General features: G+C 57.6%; 10 protein-coding genes. 8 read left to right on the top strand and 2 right to left on the bottom strand.

Features of this window, described 5'->3' with window-relative positions; all coding sequences use genetic code 11:
• Positions 1 to 3 precede the first annotated feature (3 nt).
• The 7 genes from LB524_RS10860 (at position 4) to LB524_RS10830 (ending at position 13,342) form a co-directional block, all read left to right on the top strand.
• Positions 4 to 681 (top strand): hypothetical protein, encoded by a 678-nt coding sequence (locus LB524_RS10860; RefSeq protein ID WP_224525966.1) that lies wholly within the window; start codon positions 4 to 6, stop codon positions 679 to 681.
• The gene (locus LB524_RS10855; RefSeq protein WP_224525964.1) at positions 681 to 5,981 is read left to right on the top strand and encodes a glycoside hydrolase family 99-like domain-containing protein; all 5,301 of its coding nucleotides are present in this window, start codon (positions 681 to 683) and stop codon (positions 5,979 to 5,981) included. Before LB524_RS10860 ends, LB524_RS10855 begins: the two co-directional genes overlap by 1 nt.
• Positions 5,982 to 6,030: 49 nt before the next feature.
• Entirely contained in the window at positions 6,031 to 8,337 is a 2,307-nt protein-coding gene (locus tag LB524_RS10850; protein ID WP_224525962.1) for a glycosyltransferase, read from the top strand.
• A complete protein-coding gene (locus tag LB524_RS10845) occupies positions 8,334 to 9,311 on the top strand; it encodes an NAD-dependent epimerase/dehydratase family protein (RefSeq protein WP_224525947.1) in 978 nt (325 codons plus the stop codon). Before LB524_RS10850 ends, LB524_RS10845 begins: the two co-directional genes overlap by 4 nt.
• Before the next feature lie 272 nt (positions 9,312 to 9,583).
• Positions 9,584 to 11,572 (top strand): UDP-N-acetylglucosamine 4,6-dehydratase, encoded by a 1,989-nt coding sequence (locus LB524_RS10840; protein ID WP_224525943.1) that lies wholly within the window; start codon positions 9,584 to 9,586, stop codon positions 11,570 to 11,572.
• A gap of 212 nt (positions 11,573 to 11,784) precedes the next feature.
• A complete protein-coding gene (locus LB524_RS10835) occupies positions 11,785 to 12,684 on the top strand; it encodes a glycosyltransferase family 2 protein (protein ID WP_224526106.1) in 900 nt (299 codons plus the stop codon).
• Positions 12,685 to 12,802: 118 nt separating this feature from the next.
• Positions 12,803 to 13,342 carry a sugar transferase gene (locus tag LB524_RS10830; RefSeq protein WP_015318705.1) on the top strand — a complete coding sequence of 180 codons (540 nt, stop codon included), beginning with the start codon at positions 12,803 to 12,805 and terminating at the stop codon, positions 13,340 to 13,342.
• Positions 13,343 to 13,384: 42 nt separating this feature from the next.
• On the opposite strand, the gene LB524_RS10825 is transcribed toward LB524_RS10830, so the two are convergent.
• Positions 13,385 to 14,332 (bottom strand): NAD-dependent epimerase/dehydratase family protein, encoded by a 948-nt coding sequence (locus LB524_RS10825; protein WP_224525939.1) that lies wholly within the window; start codon positions 14,330 to 14,332, stop codon positions 13,385 to 13,387.
• Positions 14,333 to 14,349: 17 nt separating this feature from the next.
• Positions 14,350 to 15,717, bottom strand: coding sequence for an O-antigen ligase family protein (locus LB524_RS10820; RefSeq protein ID WP_224525937.1), 1,368 nt, complete (start codon positions 15,715 to 15,717; stop codon positions 14,350 to 14,352).
• Between the two features lie 476 nt (positions 15,718 to 16,193).
• Here LB524_RS10820 and cysD point away from each other — a divergent pair, with 476 nt between their 5' ends.
• The gene (gene cysD / locus LB524_RS10815; protein WP_015318702.1) at positions 16,194 to 17,099 is read left to right on the top strand and encodes a sulfate adenylyltransferase subunit CysD; all 906 of its coding nucleotides are present in this window, start codon (positions 16,194 to 16,196) and stop codon (positions 17,097 to 17,099) included.
• Positions 17,100 to 17,101 lie beyond the last annotated feature (2 nt).

The raw sequence follows: 17,101 nt of genomic DNA, 5'->3' as shown, positions 1-17,101 counted from the left end.
AACATGGTGGAAGGGACGTTACTTGCGGTAGGCGATTCGCATTTGGAGGCGCTTAAGCTGGCAGCAGAGCTAAACCTTCTGGATGTAGCAACGAGCGATTTCTGCATTGTTCCTGGTGCCACAGCCGTCGGCTTAAGAAATCCAAACTCGCTAACGGACGCGGTCAATCTGTTCAAATCTTTCCTTAGATCGGCCTCGAAACGCTCGCATGTCCTTCTCCACCTAGGTGAAGTGGATTGTGGATTTGTAATGTGGTGGAGGGCAAACAAGCGGGGGGAGAGCGTGGAGGAGCAGTTTCAGGAGTCTGTTAACGCGTATGGTGAGTTTGTATCGGACATTCTGGCAATGGGGTTTGAGCGCTTGTGCATAACCGGCGCGAGCCTTCCGACGCTCGACGATCGGTTCAATATGGGCGAGGTTGCTAACCTGCGCCGCGAGGTTTCAGCGAGCCTGCATGACAGAACCCAATTGACACTCAGATACAACCGCGCGCTGCAGGAGATCGCTAATCGCATGAGTGTGAGCTATTTTGATATCAGCAGGGCAGTGTTGGACCGGTCGTCGCACGTCGTCCACGAGTTCTTCAGAAAATCAGATCCTCGGGATCATCACCTTGATTGTCTGAAAACGGTCGGAATCTGGGCCGAAAAATGCAACGCATATATGGTCGGTGACCTGTGATGCATCCGCAGAATGATAAGGGTAAGAAGTTGCGCCTAGGACATGTCGAACGTTTAGTCGGCGAAAGCCAAGGGCTAGTTCGCCATCTGCAATGGAATAGCTACCTGTCGAAGCAGTACAGAATATTGTACGTTAGCACCCCAAAAGTCGCGTGTACGTCTCTCAAGTGGTGGTTTGCTTGCTTGGAAGGTTATGCCCAGGCGCTGCATGGCATTGCGGACAGCGACGAGAGTGATCCTGACCTAGTTGTTCACGAATCCCACAAGGTGGCGCCGCATGTCACCGGTTTGAAGCAGGAGGACCTATCAGAGGCGCTGTCCTCGGATTCCTATTTTCGATTCGCCGTCGTCCGAAATCCTTACGAGCGGCTATTTTCTGCCTGGCAGTCGAAAATTTTGGTTCGGGAGCCGCATCAAGCCCGACTTTATCCTAACAGTGAGTTCCTCCACTATCCGGTGAATGACGAGCGCGATATTGCTGCGGCATTTGAGGCATTTCTTGAGCATCTGGCCGCCAATGAAGCTCCCTCCTACTGGGATCATCATTGGACGCCCCAGGCAGATTTGCTTCGTCCTGATCTCATCACTTATTCGCAGATTGCAAAAATCGAGCAGGCGCCGGAGTTAAGCAAGGCCCTGGTCGATTGGATTGGTCAATACGTTCCGGACCCCTTTGGGGTTCGACGGGCCAACGAGAGCCTTATCCCTTATGCTCCAGAATTTCTGACCAACCGAAGTGCCGAACTGATCGCCAGCCTATACAGCGTCGATTTCGACATCTTCGGATATGAACGAACGCCCCCCTCTCGACGGAAGGCTTTTTCCCGCGAGCAGTTGGATGTTGCGCTTAAGGCCATCGGGCTTATCCGTGGACGACATCAGCAATTGGAGTTGCGCGCCGTCAGGATTGCCGAGCTTGGTACGGCGCTTTCGGCGCGCGAGGGTGAAATTATCCATCTCAATCAGAAGCTAAGTGAGGTTGGGGAGCAAATTGCGAGCCTTCAGCTAGCGGTCGACGAACGCTCGGCAGAAATCGTTGACCTCAATGGGACCGTTGCCGATCGTGACCGGCAAGTCGCCAGCCTGGGTACGACGGTTGGCCAGAAGGATAACGTTATCAGTAGGAGCGACAGCGAGATTGCAAGGTTGCATGACGCTATTGGCGGGCGCGACAGCGAGATTGTATGCTTACATGACGCCATCGGCGAGTGTGACAGCGAGATTGCGAGGTTGCATGACGCCATTGGCGGGCGTGACAGCGAGATTGCGAGGCTGCACGACGCCATTGGCGGGCGTGACAGCGAGATTGCGAGGCTGCACGACGCTATTGGCGGGCGTGACAGCGAGATTGCGAGGTTGCACGACGCTATTGGCGGGCGTGACACCGAGATTGCGAGCTTGCACAATGCCATCGGTGAGCGTGATGGGCAGATCGCCCATCTGACCACCGAAATCGCGAAGCGCCTCATCGATAGAGATGACAAGCTTTCTGCTCTTCAACATGCCTACGATCAAATCCAACGATCGATTTCAGGGCGCTTGTTCGTATCCCTGCCTAGGATTCTCGGTGTTGGTCGGCAGGAGCGCTCCTCCGACGCTGCCCCAGCGAAGAGGTTTTGGAAAGATCTGCTCGGTGGGTGGGTCGCCAAGTCGTCGACTCGTACAATCCGCGCGAGTTCTCTGTTCGACGCGGACTATTATCGGGCCGCTTATCCGGATTTGAAGGACGCGGACCTGGATCTCGCAAGTCATTATTTCGTCCATGGCTGGAGAGAGCTCCGAAACCCATCGCCGCTGTTCAACACGGCGCAATATCTATCCGACAATCCGGATGTAGCTAGGGTAGGCGTCAACCCACTCGTTCACTATCTCAAGCACGGCAAGCGAGAGGGTCGGGCGCTCGCGCCGGCACCGAGCGTCCTCGCCGAGCCCGGTGGTCCCGACAATGCGCCGGCCGCGATCGACTCCGCAGCACTGGAATACCGAACGTTGTCGAGTGAAGAACTCGCGGCCGAAGTCGATGCCATCCATGCGTCGGGGCTTTTTGACGAGCGCTTTTATGTATCCATGTATGCCGACCTTGAACTCTCTCCCGACGCGGCAATTAGGCATTATTGCGAACGGGGCTGGCAGGAAGGCAGAAATCCGTCCGACGAATTCGATACCCAATTTTATCTTGCTACCTACCACGACATCCGCAACGCGGGCTTAAATCCCTTTTGGCACTACGCTACGTCCGGGTGGACGGAGCACAGGCATGCTTTGCCTGATCTAACAATCCGCCACGAAAATGATGTCTGGTTTGGAGCAATTGAAAGCGACATCAAGCCCCTGGCTTTCTATTCATCCCCAGATTGGAATGGTTTGCGACGCGGCCGACCAGCCTTCAAGGGACATGCATATCCTCCGCAGCCCGCCGCGGAACTTGGCCATTACGCTCCCGTTGACTGGCAAGTGCTAAAGCGTCAGGCGCAAATGGCCGTGCACCACGGCATTGTGGGCTTCGTTTTCGATCTCGATATTGCGAATTTCGGAACGGGGTCGTCGCCGATCGACCACTTCCTAGCTCATGCCGACATCGAAATCGGGTTCTGCCCACAGGTGGAGCTTTCACCGGATATTCCGACGATGCAACTTGTCGAGGCGCTCGCTCCAGTTCTCACCGATTGTCGGCAAATCCACGTTGGAGACCGGCCTGTCCTCGTAGCCAGAGCTGCCGACCCCGGTCCTGCCCTAGACGGGCGTCTGGCTGAACTGCGAAGATTGCTTGTTGACGCAGGAATGTCAAACCCGTTCATGATTGGCCGGTCGGCCGGTTCAGGTGACGAAGCGGCGTTGGCCGGCTCTTTTGACGCGGTGCTCAGTCTGCCTAGGGTGGAAAAGAGCGGCGCATTTTCGCCCGTGGACAAAAATGGAACCCACACGATTCCTTACAGTGTGGTGGCGTCGCACGGCGTCGCACTGGCTGAACGAGACCGGGATGCCGCCCATCTGTTCTATCATGCGATAACCGTGGGGCACGACAACACCCCTCAGGGGTCAGAGCACCCGCTGGTCTATACGCGGTTCACCATGGGCGATTATCGCCGGTGGCTGGACGCCGTGATTGACATGACGAGAGCTGTGCACGCACCAGACCGGCGCCTGTTGTTCTTGGATGCGTGGAACAATTGGAGCACAGGTAGCGTCCTTGAACCTGACAAAGTAGGTGGCTTTGCCCGCCTCAACGAAACGGCACGCGCGCTCGCCAATCTGGAGTCAGGCCTGCGCATGCCTAAGGTATCCGTCATTGTACCAAACTATAATCACGAACGATTCCTGCGTCGCCGCCTCGACAGCATCTATCAACAGACCTATAGAAACATCGAAGTAATCTTAATGGATGATTGCTCTTCTGACCGGAGCAAGTCCATTCTGGATGAGTATGCCAGCGTACACCCTGAAATAACGCGTAGGATATACAATAACGGGAATTCGGGCGGGCCGTTCCGCCAATGGGCAAAGGGCCTCAGGTGTGCCACCGGCGATTTGGTCTGGATTGCCGAAAGTGACGATTTTTGCGACGAGCTATTCCTCGAAGTTTTGGTGCGCTGCTTTGATGATGAAGCAGTGATGCTGGCATATGGGAGCTCTGTCTTCGTCGACGCTCGTGAAATTCCAATGCAGAACGGATTCGTCGACTATGTCAGTGATTTGGATTGTGCGGCCAAATGGACTGGTCCTTATGTTGAAACCGCGCACAACGAAGTTAGGCAGGCATTAGGTATCAAGAATACTATCCCAAACGCCAGCGGGGTCCTCTTCAGGCGACCTATCGGCATGGCTTTATTGGATGACGATTCTTGGCAATCGATGCGCGTCGCAGGAGATTGGGTATTCTATCTTCATGTCCTTCGGGGCGGAAAGATCGCGTTTAGACCGGAAGCCATCAACTTCTTCCGCCGCTACCCAGGAAGTACCGCAGAGCTCACCTATCGGAAAGAAAGCTTCTATCGTGAGGTTGGCTTGGCGAGCCGTGCGGTTGCGGCGCTATACGATGTGCCATGGAGTATCTTGGAGCGATGCCGCAACGGATACGAAGCAGTTTATCGGGAACAGATTGGGGGGGACGTCGAGCAGTTTGAAAGCTGGTATAACTACAGCGCAGTAGTCCAGGCTCGCGATGGGCGTCTGCCGAATATCATGATCTCAACCATGGGTTTCTATCCAGGTGGCGCTGAAATATTGCCCATCCGGATGGCGAATGAATTCAAGCGCCAAGGCCATTCTGTCCTTCTCCTCAGCGCCAACTTGAACCCCCGCGAAGACGGCGTTCGCCGAATGTTGCAAAACGATGTGCCGCTCGTCGAAACTCCTGAAGCTGAAGATGTTAGGGCGATCATCGATGATTTTGGTATTGAAGCGCTTAACACTCATCAATGGCATATACAAAAGTACCCGATACATGTTCCTAACGTGTTTGACAGATTGCGCACACATGTCGCGTCACTCCATGGAATGATTGAACATGGGGAAGCATTTGAGGTCACTCAGGATCAGCTCAGCCGTGCAGACAAGAAAGTTACTACCTGGATCTATACAGCCGACAAAAATCTCGGTCCGTTCTCTAAACAAGGTCTATACAAAAAGAATTCACCTAAGTTCATGAAAATACCCAATGGCATGCAGCCGCCGACAATATCGCCGGTAGACCGCGCGCAGCTCAACGTACCAGAAGAAGCCTTCGTGCTCTGCTGTGTCAGCCGTGCGATTCCCGACAAGGGTTGGGCTGAAACGATCGCGGCAGTGGAAAAGGCGCGGGCAATTTCGGGGCGGGACATTCGGCTCATCCTCGTCGGCAACGGCCGCGTCTATGACGAATATTGCCGGAGCGGCGTGCCCGATTTCGTGTATCTGGCCGGATTCAGCGAGAATTCCGTTGGATATTATGCCGCCTCGGATATTGGCATCATGTTGACCAAGTTCAAATCCGAGAGCTTTCCCCTGACGATCGTAGACTGCCTATTTGCCGGCAAGCCATACATCGCCACTGATGTGGGGGAGATCAGAAACATGTTGTCGACCGAGGATTCGATTGCCGGGGCCGTTGTCGAACTCGATAACTGGGAGGTTCCCGTCGAAAAAGCAGCGGCGGCGATTGCCAGATTGGCCTCGGACCGCGAGGCGTACCAATCTGCATCGGCGTGCGTGAAGGAGCTTGCCGATCGCTATCATATAGAAGCTGTTGCGTCGCAATATGTCCGGCTTTTCGAAGCTGGCCGTAACAATAGCCGGCTAGGTGACAGAACCGCCGATCAGTAATTTGTTCTGCCGTGTCCGAAAGGGAATCTGGTTACATATGAGGATTGGCGTGGGGCGTATCACGGAGAGGTTGAAGACCCCAGCGCGGACCCTGCTGCGTGTGGGGTTTTTGCTTGCCGCCATTAGGCCTACGCTGGATTTTTACCACGGTTCGTGGCGCCTAGCCGCACGTCGTATCGCCGGTGTCTTCATGCGGGAGGGGTTCGGCGGTATTGTTCGTCGCGCCTACATCCTGCTTGGCAGGCCGATGGATTACAGCGATGAGCGGTTTTCGCCCGCCTTGGTCTACGGGCAGTTGCCCCCTCTTGCGCCGGATTTCGTGCCGCGTGTATCGATCATCGTGCCCAACTACAATCATGCATGCTATTTGCGGGAACGACTGGAGTCGATCTATCAGCAGACCTACCAGAACGTAGAGGTGATCTTGCTCGATGACTGCTCGAGCGATGAGAGCACTACAATTCTACAGGAATTTGCCGCCCGTTATCCCGAGAAGACTCGCTGTCAGTTCAACACGGTAAATTCCGGCGGCGTCTTCAACCAATGGAAGAAAGGTCTAGGCCTGGCGACAGGAGGTCTAGTCTGGATTGCTGAAAGCGACGACTACTGTTCCGGAAATTTCTTAGAAGAACTGGTCCGCTGCTTTCAAAACCCAGGTGTGATGCTGGCATTCGCTCGCTGTGAATTCGTGCAAGGTACGCCCGCCGAGACGGTCTGGACAACGTCGGATTACCTGCACGACCTGGGTCCCGACATTTGGGGAAAGCCCTTTATCCGGTCGGCCCATGCCATGATCACGAGCGGCTGGGCGATCAAAAACCTCCTCCCCAATGTCAGTTCCGCTCTGTTCCGGCATCCTGGCCAACTGACACTTTTCGACGACCCGCGATGGTACGGTTTGCGACTGTGCGGCGATTGGATTTTCTACATCTCCGTCATACGCGGTGGGTTGGTGGCTTACAGTCCCCACGCCACGAACTATTATCGGCAGCACCCGAAGAACACGTCGGTGGATGCCCAGAAGGATGACGATTATTACGCGGAGCATGAGATCGTCGCAGGATATCTCGTGTCTCTCTACCACGTCGAGCGCAACGTTCTGGACAAGCAGGAGCTGTATCTTTACAGCCACTGGTGCAGCCGGCGTGGGGCCAATCGGCGACGCGATTTCCAGCAGCTTTATAGCCTGGATCGCGTGTGGCGCCTGAAGTCCGAAAGGCTCCCCAATCTTGTCATGGCAGTCTACGCTCTTACCGCTGGAGGCGGAGAAACCTTTCCGATCATGCTGGCCAACTTGCTCAAGCAAAAAGGCTATCCGGTGACCCTGTTCAACTGCCACGCGCAGCCGACCGAGCCCGGTGTTCGGGACATGCTGTCGCCGACTATTCCGGTGCTCGAACTGGAGCAATTGGAGCACGCCGCTGCTGCCTTTTCGGACATGGGCATCGAATTGGTGCACTCCCACCATGCGTGGGTGGATGTTTCCTTGGCCACATTGCTGCTGGGCTATCCAGGCATACGGCAAGTCATCACCATGCATGGCATGTACGAGATGATGACATCTGAACAGTTGGATACTCTGACGCCTGTGCTTCAGCGGCGCATCAGTCGGATTGTGTATACCGCGGAGAAGAACGTAAAGCCGTTTCCGTATGACTTTCGCCGGGACAAGGGCTTCCGCAGAATAGACAATGCGCTGCCGGCAAAGCAGATCTTTCCAATATCGCGTGACGAGCTAATGCTGTCGCCGAACGATTTCGTTTTTTGCTGCGTCGCGCGGGCGATCCCAGACAAAGGATGGGAGGAGGCAATCGAAGCTGTGATTTGGGCGAACGCGCACTCGCCGCGCCAAATCCGGCTGCTGCTAATTGGGGAGGGTCCGGAAGCCGTTCGGCTTCGTTCGCATTACAGCAACGAATTTGTCCGATTTCTTGGGTTTCGCTCGAACATAAGGGATTACTTTGCGATGTCCGACGCTGGCCTGCTGCCGTCACGCTTCAAGGGTGAAAGCGCTCCGCTGGTTTTAATAGATTGTCTGTTGTCTGGAAAGCCGGCGCTCGCCAGCAACGTGGGCGACATTCGGTCTATGCTCGATACCACCAGCGGGCTTGCCGGGGAACTATTTGAACTAACCGATTGGCAAATTGACATCCCCGCCCTTGGGGAAATCATGCGCCGGCTTGCCAACGACGATGACGCCTATAACGAAATATTGGATCGTGTCCCAATAGCTGCTGCCAAATTTGAAACGTCTGGCATGTTGCAGGAATACGAAGCCATCTATCGGGATGTGCTGCGGATTTCTGACAACAGCATTTCTCACAATGAGACTGCAATTGTTGGAGAAGCGTTGTGAGTGAAACAGGGCGCGTTGAATCAGGAACGCTTAAACGGTGCCTAGTGCTCGGCGGGCGTGGGTTCATCGGCTCTCATCTGGTTGATGCGCTACTCGCGCGCGGATACGCAGTTCGCTGTCTGTATCGCCCGCATGGAGTCCTCCTCCATGAGGAGCGTTCGGTGCACCCTAATCTAGAAATATTGGAGGGGGACTTTAGCAATGGCGCTGACATCGCGAACGCATTGCAAGATTGTGAAATTTGCTTTCATTTGATTTCGACCACCTTGCCGAAATCGTCGAACTCCGATCCGATGTTCGATATTGAAAGCAATGTTGTTGGGACAGTACGGCTTCTGACCCAGGCGGTTAAGTCTGGAGTTAAGAAGGTAATTTTCACGTCTTCGGGTGGTACCGTCTACGGTGTGCCGCAACAGACCCCGATCTTGGAAACACATCCCACGGACCCTATAGTCCCTTATGGTATTACAAAACTCGCGATAGAGAAATACTTGTACCTGTTTCGTGTCCTGTATAATCTGGATTACACAGTTTTGCGGTTGGCCAATCCTTTTGGTGGCGGGCAGCGAGTTAATAGCAGCCAAGGCGCCATCGCAGTATTTCTTGGAAAGGTTTTGCGTGGCGAGTCTGTTGAGATATGGGGTGACGGTTCGGTAGTCCGTGATTATATCTACATAGACGACGTTGTTCGCGCGTTGTTGGCCGCGGTTGATGACGCTGGCAACGAGCGGGTGTTTAATATTGGATCTGGCCAAGGGCACAGTTTGAACGAGGTGCTGGATTCAATAGAAGTAGCAACTGGCCGCTCAGCAAATCGAATCTACCTGCCAAGCCGCCTCTTTGATGTCCCTGCCAGCGTGCTAAGTATCGAGAAGGCAAATCAATTTCTGGGTTGGACGCCGAAAGTGAGTTTCGAGGAGGGCCTAAAGAGATTTGCAATCTGGGTATCGGAGCGCAGCGATAAGGCAATATAGTTTCCGGATGCAGTGGTGGCCGAGTGGAGCTTCTATGAGCCTCTAAACTCGTGACATTCGCGGACCGTCATGGCTCCCAGCGCGGCTTGCTGCTGCTCACAGCATTTGCGCAGACCCAAAAAAACATCTGGCTATGCCTCGCGGCCCGCAGTATGCGATACAGCACGGCGGGGGCGGAGATGCCGCTGGGAAGTGTGATGGTCGCGAATGATTCTCGTGCTCACGCACTTTGCTGGCAGTCATGCCGACAGCCTGGAGTTTAGTACTGCCTAATGGATACTTTCCTGGAAGCTGTGTTCGGGCTCAGGCCACAGATTCGGCGCGCCTTCATCATGGTCCAGGATGTGGTCATGGTCCTGGTCGCCGTTGCGCTCAGCCTCGTCCTGTCGCGGTCGGATCTTTCGTTCGGCGCGCTCTCCACGGAGGGCCTTGTCACCTGGGCCGGCATCGTGCTCATCAGCCATCTTCTGTTCAGATATTGCGGCCTCTACACCACCGTCTGGCGCTTCGCCTCGACGCCTGATTTCTTCAACATCCTGAAGAGCTGCGCGATCCTGACATTCGTGCTCTACGCCGTTTCGCTGGTCGTGCGTTCCTTTGAGCCTGTCGCGGGGCTCAACGAGCGCCAGTTCATCGTCTTCCTGCTCGTCTCCTTCACCATCATCTCGGCGCCCCGGCTGTTCTACCGCTTCCTGCGTGACGGCGCGAGCTGGGGTGTTCTCAGCGGCAAGGCCGACACGGCGCGCACCAAGCAGGCCCTGTTCGTCGGCCGGCTCGGCGAGGCCGACCTGATCATTCGTTTCACGCGCACGGCGCAACCCCCCGACCATACCATAGCCGGCATCATGGCCACCGAGCATGGCGCACCGCTGGGCACGCGCATTCAAGGGGTCCCGGTGGTGGCGACCCGGCCGCGCCTGCTCGATGTCCTGGAAGACTATGCGACCGGCAGCAAAAGCCTCGATCTGCTGATCTTCGGCAGTGGCGCCGAGCATGAGATCGAGGAATATTCGGAGCTGGTCCGCGTCGCGCGTCACGCCGACATAGCGGTCGTGCAGTTCGCGGGGCTTTCGCAGGTCGGCCAGGAGGGAAAGCTCGTTCTCGACGCCGTCGAGATGGAAACGATCCTGCGCCGCCCGACTGTGCCATCCGACATCGAGCGCATCGGCGCCTTCGTCGGCGGCAAGCGCGTCCTGGTCACGGGAGGCGCCGGCTCCATCGGGCGAACGCTGGTCAAGCGGTCGCTGGAGCTTGGAGCCGAGGCCGTGCTGGTCGCCGACAATTCCGAATTCGGCATCTTCCAGTTGAGCCAGTATGTCGACGAGAAGCACCATGAGCGCCTCAAGGTTCGCATCGTCGATGTCGCGGACCGGCGCCAGATGACGCGCGTCGTCACCGAGTTCAAACCCGACATCATCTTCCATGCCGCGGCCTTGAAGCATGTTCCGCTGCTGGAGGAGAACTGGGAATCGGCCATCCAGACCAACGTCTTTGGCACGCTTGTCTGCGCCGAGGTCGCCGCCAAATGCGGAGTGGCGCAATTCGTAATGGTCTCGAGCGACAAGGCCGTCGATCCGACCTCCGTGCTCGGCATGACCAAGCGGGCCGCCGAACAGATCGTCAGCGCGCTGCACGGGACACCGGCCGGCGAACCGGGCGGCCGCCGCGCCGCCACCAAGTTCATCGCGGTGCGCTTCGGCAACGTCTTCGGCAGCAATGGCTCGGTGGCGACCATATTCCAGGCGCAGATCGAGGCCGGCGGGCCGGTCACCATAACCGACCGGCGCATGACGCGCTATTTCATGACCGTCGCCGAAGCCGTCGATCTCGTCATCATGTCGGCGGCCGATGCCGCCTCGCGGCCGGCCGGCCAGGACTACGCCGTCTACATGCTCGACATGGGCAAGCCCGTGCCGATCGTCGAAGTGGCCGAGACGATGATCCGCATGGCGGGAAAAAGCCCCTATACGGATATTCCAATCCGCTTCACGGGCATCCGCCCGGGCGAAAAGCTCCACGAGACGCTGCACGGCGAGGATGAGGAACTGGTCGAACTCAGCATTGCCAAGATCTTCGGCCTGAGCACCGATGTCGCACTGTGGTCGGATGTCCAGGCAGCACTTGCGGCGCTGCAGCAATCCATGAAGGCCCAGGACAAGGCAGCCTCGCTCACCATCCTGGCCGATCTCGACCGCAGGACGAAGACACGGGCGAACGCGCGGCAGGGCGCGGTCCCGAAAACGGCCGGGCAGGCGAGCTAAAGCAATTCCAAGAAAAGTGCGCAGCGGTTTTCCGTCCGGAATTGCGTAAAGGCAAGGATGAGCAATTCCAGGAAAAGTGCGCAGCGGTTTTCCGTCCGGAATTGCGTGAAGGCAAGGATGAGCAATTCCAGGAAAAGTGCGCAGCGGTTTTTCCTCGCGCGGCAAGGCGTTTGACATCAGTGGGTAAGACAGATCTGCGCATTGCGGTCCTGATGGGCACGAAGGACGGCGCCGCCTTTATCGACGAGCAGGTGCAGTCGCTGCTCGCCCAGTCCCATCCTCTGATCGACCTCTGGATATCCGACGACGGCTCCGTCGATGGCACGGTTGTCGTCATCGAAGCCTGGAAGCCCCGCTGGACAAAAGGTCGGATAAATCTGGTGGAGGGGCCGCGGCAAGGCTTTGCCGCCAATTTCCGGTCGATGATCCTGGACCCGAGCATCGACGCGGATTGTTACGCCTTCTGCGATCAGGACGATGTCTGGGAGCCCGACAGGCTTGAAAGCGCCCTTGGCTGGATGCAGGCATTTGATGCGGACATTCCGCTGATGTTCTGCTCGCGAACCGCGACCATGACCGAAACCGGACGCCTGGTCGGCCATTCGCCGCTGTTTAGCCGTCCGCCGTCGTTCCGCAATGCGCTGGTGCAGAGTATCGCCGGCGGCAACACCATGCTGCTCAACCGCGCGGCGCGCGATCTGCTGGCCAAGGCCTCCGCGCGCACCGGTTTCGTCAGCCACGATTGGTGGGCCTATCTGATCGTCACCGGTGCCGGCGGGGTCGTCCGCTACGATCCGCGGCCATTGGTACGCTACCGCCAGCATGCGGCAAATCTGGTCGGCGCCAATGCATCATGGCAGGCGCGGATCTCGCGGCTGGGTCGCCTGTTCAAGGGCCAGTTCGCGGACTGGACCGATCTCAATCTTGCCGGCCTTGCCGTCAATCGCGATCTCCTTACGAAGGATGCGGTGGCGTGCCTCGACCTGTTCGCGAACGGTCGGCGAGGTTCCCTTTTCCAACGCCTGGGCGCCCTGCGCAAAAGCGGCGTCTATCGACAGACTTTTGCCGGCACCCTTGGGCTCTACCTCGCCTTTGTCCTGGGTCGTATCTGAAATCGCGGACCGCGCGGCGCGCTTGGTTGGGAAGGCGACCTCGTGCTACGCCGGCCGGATTGACGGGCATCGATGGCGGTTATCGCGTAGAGCCCTGGCAGGGAGCCCTATCGGCCACATGAAGACAGCCAAGAAAATCTTCGATCTCGCCGGTGCGGCTGTGCTGCTGGTGGCAACCTCTCCCATTCTATTGCTGGCCATTGTTGCCGTCCGAGTATCCTCGCCCGGTCCGGTGATTTTTTCACAAACGCGGATTGGCCGCGAAGGTGTGCTTTTTCGCTGCCACAAGTTGCGGACGATGTACCAGGGAACGCCGTCCTTGCCCTCGCATGAGACCCCGGTGAGCGCCGTGACATCGGTTGGAAGGGGCTTGCGGAAATTCAAGCTCGACGAGTTGCCGCAGCTGTGGAATGTCCTGCGCGGCGAAATGAGCCTGGTCGGGCCGCGTCCTTGCCTGCCGACCCAGACGGAACTGATCGAATGCCGCAGGCGGCTGGGCGTTTTGCAGGCTTTGCCCGGGATGACAGGCTTGGCCCAGATCAGGGGCATCGACATGTCGAACCCGCAACTTCTGGCCGAAACCGATGCCACCTATCTCAGGAGCGCGTCGTTCTGGCTCGACCTTCGGATCCTGTTTGGAACACTTTATCGCGGCTGAGCAGCCCCGCTCCAGAAGCGGAAACCTGTCTTTGGGCCGGCATCAAACAGGACGTCGGGGGTTTCGGAGCCGCGCTATCTCGGTCAGCCGCTCCAGCGTGCTGGGTTCCGGCGCCCAGCCTTCCGAGACAAGCAGCGACGGGTCGCATATTTGCGTCGCCGTCAGGCTGTCCCAGAACATCCGCTTGCCAAGCAGTGTGGCGGCTGTCCGCATCGGTCCAGCCGGCACGGTCATCAGGCGCGTCGGCCTCCCCAAGCCGCGGCGAAAGGCACCGATGACGGCAGCGACGGACACCGGCGGCTCGTCGCTGGCGAGATAGGTCGGATGAAGTGGCTCGGAATGGCAAAGCAGATGCCACACCGCCCGTGCCGCGGATTGCGATGACAGCAGCGAACGGTTCGCCGTCAATGCGCCTGTCGGCATCGGCAGAGCCGTATCGGCGAGCCGCATCAGCGTCGCCAGGTTTCCTTTCATGCCGATCCCGTAGACTGAAGGCAGCCGCAATATGGCCGCGTCGGCACGGCCATGCGAGGCATAGGCGCCCAACACGGCAATTTCTGCTTCGCGTTTCGAGCGCCCGTAGGCGTCTTGCGGGTCCGGGATCGTGTTTTCGTCGATCGTTGCGCTGGCACGCGCGCCGATCACGGCCCGGATCGAGGAAAGATGGATGAACCGTCCGCTTGCCTGCGTGGCGGCGGCATGCGCCAGACGTGCGCTCAATTGCGCATTGGCTGCCCGAAAATCAGTTTCGGCGGCATTGCCCTGATCATTGTTCAGACCCGCGCAATGGACGACATCCGTAACATCCCTGGTCAGCGCCAGGAAAGCCTCGGCAGGTGCATCGTACCCCGGCATCTGCATCGTGTCGGGCCCGGCATCAAGTCTCTCCGGCTGACGGGAGGCAAGGCGAAGTTCGACACCGGCCTCACGAAGCCGATGGACCACCTGGCGGCCGATGAAACCCGTCGCGCCCGTAACCAGGACTTTCATTGTCTTGCCAGGACCGGCTATCGGGCGGCTGGCGGAGGTGCCAGGTCTGATGGAATGGCTTCCGTCACCAGTGGAACGGTTTGGCTTTTCGGTGGTGACGTCGCCTGGGCTCCCACCACTGGTGGAAGGGCTTGCCTTTCCACCAACGCGGCCTGGCGGCCACAGGCAAGATATGTTCCCGACACCAGGAAGACCATAAAGACCGAGTCAAGAATGTCATGGCCGATCAGGATGCCCGTCATGCCGGCAGTCAGGTAGGTGATCACGACGGCGACGATCATGGTGGCGCCGAACCGTTCGATCGGATCGGTGCTGTCACGGAGGACCAGGGCTGCATTTCTAACGGCAGCCACAAAGATCGCCGCCAGCGTCACCGCACCCAAGATTCCCGCTTGTACCAAGGCGGTCAGGAAGCCGTTGTGGAAATGACTGAAACCTGCATCCATCCCGAACTGATCCTGAAAGCCCTGCTTGATCAAGAGCCGGGTGGCACCCACCCCATGTCCAAACAATGGCATCTCATGAAATGCCTTCAGGCCGATATCCCAAAGCGCGACGCGTAGTCCCAAAGCAGTCGTGTGGTCACCATGGGCCGCCAGCGCATCCCAGTCGGAGTGCAGAAATGCGACGCGCCCCGCTATCGTCTGGAACCCGAAAAACGCGATAGCGACCGCAATCGCGGCCAGCAGCAAAAGCACGCGAACGGCATCTCTCCCTCTTAGCTTCCGCTGGTTGATCAACAGAACGGCGACACCGGCAATCAGCAGTGCCAGCCAGACGATGCGCGTACCGGAGTAGATGATGGCGATCGTTCCGCCGAGTGCGGCGCAGGCGAGGGCGATCCTGTATTTCTCTATACCGGATAGGGCAGCGGCCACGCAGATCACCACCGCAAGGCAGAGGACCTCAGCAAAAACGATCGCATTCCCCGCCCCACCCTCGGCGCGCATACCAAGTCGATATTGCTGATAAACCGCCAGCAGCAGCGCTCCGAAACAAGCCGCCATGCTGGCCAACACAATGATGCGGACGAGCGTTGTTTTTTGCGTAGTGCTCCAGGTCGAATAGGAAATGGGAAAAAACAGAAAGGTGATCAGCGGGACAAGATGCCGTGCGTCCTTGACGATCGCGTGGTTGACGATGGACGCCAGGACATTGCTTGCGCAATAGGCGTAGATCGCGATCGTCAGCGCCATCATCGCCCGGTCGACATTGAAGTGCCTTCTCTTCAAGACGATTAACAGGACGGACCATAGTCCGCCGCCGTTGAACACGAAGCTGACCGCCGATCCCAGGACCGGGGGAGAAAAGAAGCAGAGAATGGAGAAGTAGACATTGATCCGCGAAGGCGTGATTTGCTGTCTTATGAATGAAAGCCGGTTCAATTTTCGGACCCGCTATCCTCGAGAAAATTTATGCGGCACATCGTGTTCGGTGAAATCCCAACATGCTCACCTCGAAATTGCCCATTCATAATGCATCTTGCCCGCCCTCAAAAAGCGTATAGCGGCTGGGCCGCTGTTTCGATAGTGCGCCCTGATCGATTGCCGCTGAAACCTGCGGTCGGCACCGGTTGACCCTGCAGCATCCCCGGCTCGCTCTCGCAGGCAATATTTTTTCAGCCTTTCCCCGGCGGGAGGCTCTCCAAGCAGAAATTTCCGGGTTCTGTCGCAAGCGTGGAAAATTCATTCCCGAACGAATGGCTGTCGGGCTCGTCTTGCATTGTTCTGGGCCGCGACGATCTGCTAGAACGCCCGCACGAAACACTTGTCCAGAAGCGAAGCTTTGAACCGGGCGCAAAAGGCTCGATGATTTGACGCAGGATCTTCTGTTGCAAGGCATGAGAGAACGCTCACGGTCCATGATACCAGCGCTTACGCATCTGCAGCGGCTTGAAGCCGAGTCCATTCACATATTCCGCGAGGTCGCGGCAGCCTTCACCAAGCCGGTCATGCTCTATTCCGTCGGCAAGGATTCGTCGGTGCTGATGCATCTGGCGATGAAGGCGTTCTATCCGGCCAAGCCGCCATTCCCCTTTCTTCACGTCGACACCACCTGGAAATTTCGCGAGATGATCGCATTTCGCGATCAGATGGCGAAGAAGCTGGGTTTCGACCTTCTGGTTCATGTCAACGAAGATGGCGTGCGCGACAACATCAATCCGTTCGATCACGGCTCGAACACCCACACTCACGTGATGAAAACCGTAGCGCTGCGCCAGGCGCTCGACAAATACGGCTTCGACGCTGCCTTTGGCGGCGCCCGTCGCGACGAAGAAAAGTCGCGCGCCAAGGAGCGCATCTTCTCTTTCCGCAATGCCCAGCATGTGTGGGATCCGAAGAACCAGCGGCCCGAAATGTGGAAGATCTTCAACACACGTATCGCGCAGGGTGAATCGATCCGCGTCTTCCCGCTGTCGAACTGGACCGAGCTCGACATCTGGCAGTACATTCTGCAGGAAAACATCCCGATCGTGCCGCTCTATTTCGCCAAGCGGCGGCCGGTTGTCGAACGCGATGGCATGCTGATCCTCAAGGATGATGATCGCATGAAGCTACTGCCCGGCGAGGTCGTGGAGGACAGGTTAGTGCGATTCCGTACGCTTGGCTGCTATCCGCTGACCGGCGCCATCGAATCCGACGCCGACACACTTGAAGCCATCGTTGGCGAGATGCTGACGGCACGCACCTCCGAACGGCAGGGTCGGTTGATCGACCGCGATGAAGCCGGTTCGATGGAAAAGAAGAAGCGCGAGGGGTATTTCTGACC

This window comes from Mesorhizobium sp. ESP6-5 (assembly GCF_020164695.1).
Taxonomy (GTDB): Bacteria; Pseudomonadota; Alphaproteobacteria; order Rhizobiales; family Rhizobiaceae; genus Mesorhizobium; species Mesorhizobium australicum.
This window is presented reverse-complemented; position numbering and strand designations above follow the sequence as displayed.

Excerpts from the sequence above, each read along its gene's own strand:
- LB524_RS10840 (WP_224525943.1), top strand. The coding sequence starts at position 9,584 with ATGGATACTTTCCTGGAAGCTGTGTTCGGGCTCAGGCCACAGATTCGG.
- LB524_RS10860 (WP_224525966.1), top strand. The coding sequence starts at position 4 with ATGGTGGAAGGGACGTTACTTGCGGTAGGCGATTCGCATTTGGAGGCG.
- LB524_RS10855 (WP_224525964.1), top strand. The coding sequence starts at position 681 with ATGCATCCGCAGAATGATAAGGGTAAGAAGTTGCGCCTAGGACATGTC.
- LB524_RS10835 (WP_224526106.1), top strand. The coding sequence starts at position 11,785 with ATGGGCACGAAGGACGGCGCCGCCTTTATCGACGAGCAGGTGCAGTCG.
- LB524_RS10830 (WP_015318705.1), top strand. The coding sequence starts at position 12,803 with ATGAAGACAGCCAAGAAAATCTTCGATCTCGCCGGTGCGGCTGTGCTG.
- LB524_RS10825 (WP_224525939.1), bottom strand. The coding sequence starts at position 14,332 with ATGAAAGTCCTGGTTACGGGCGCGACGGGTTTCATCGGCCGCCAGGTG.
- cysD (WP_015318702.1), top strand. The coding sequence starts at position 16,194 with ATGATACCAGCGCTTACGCATCTGCAGCGGCTTGAAGCCGAGTCCATT.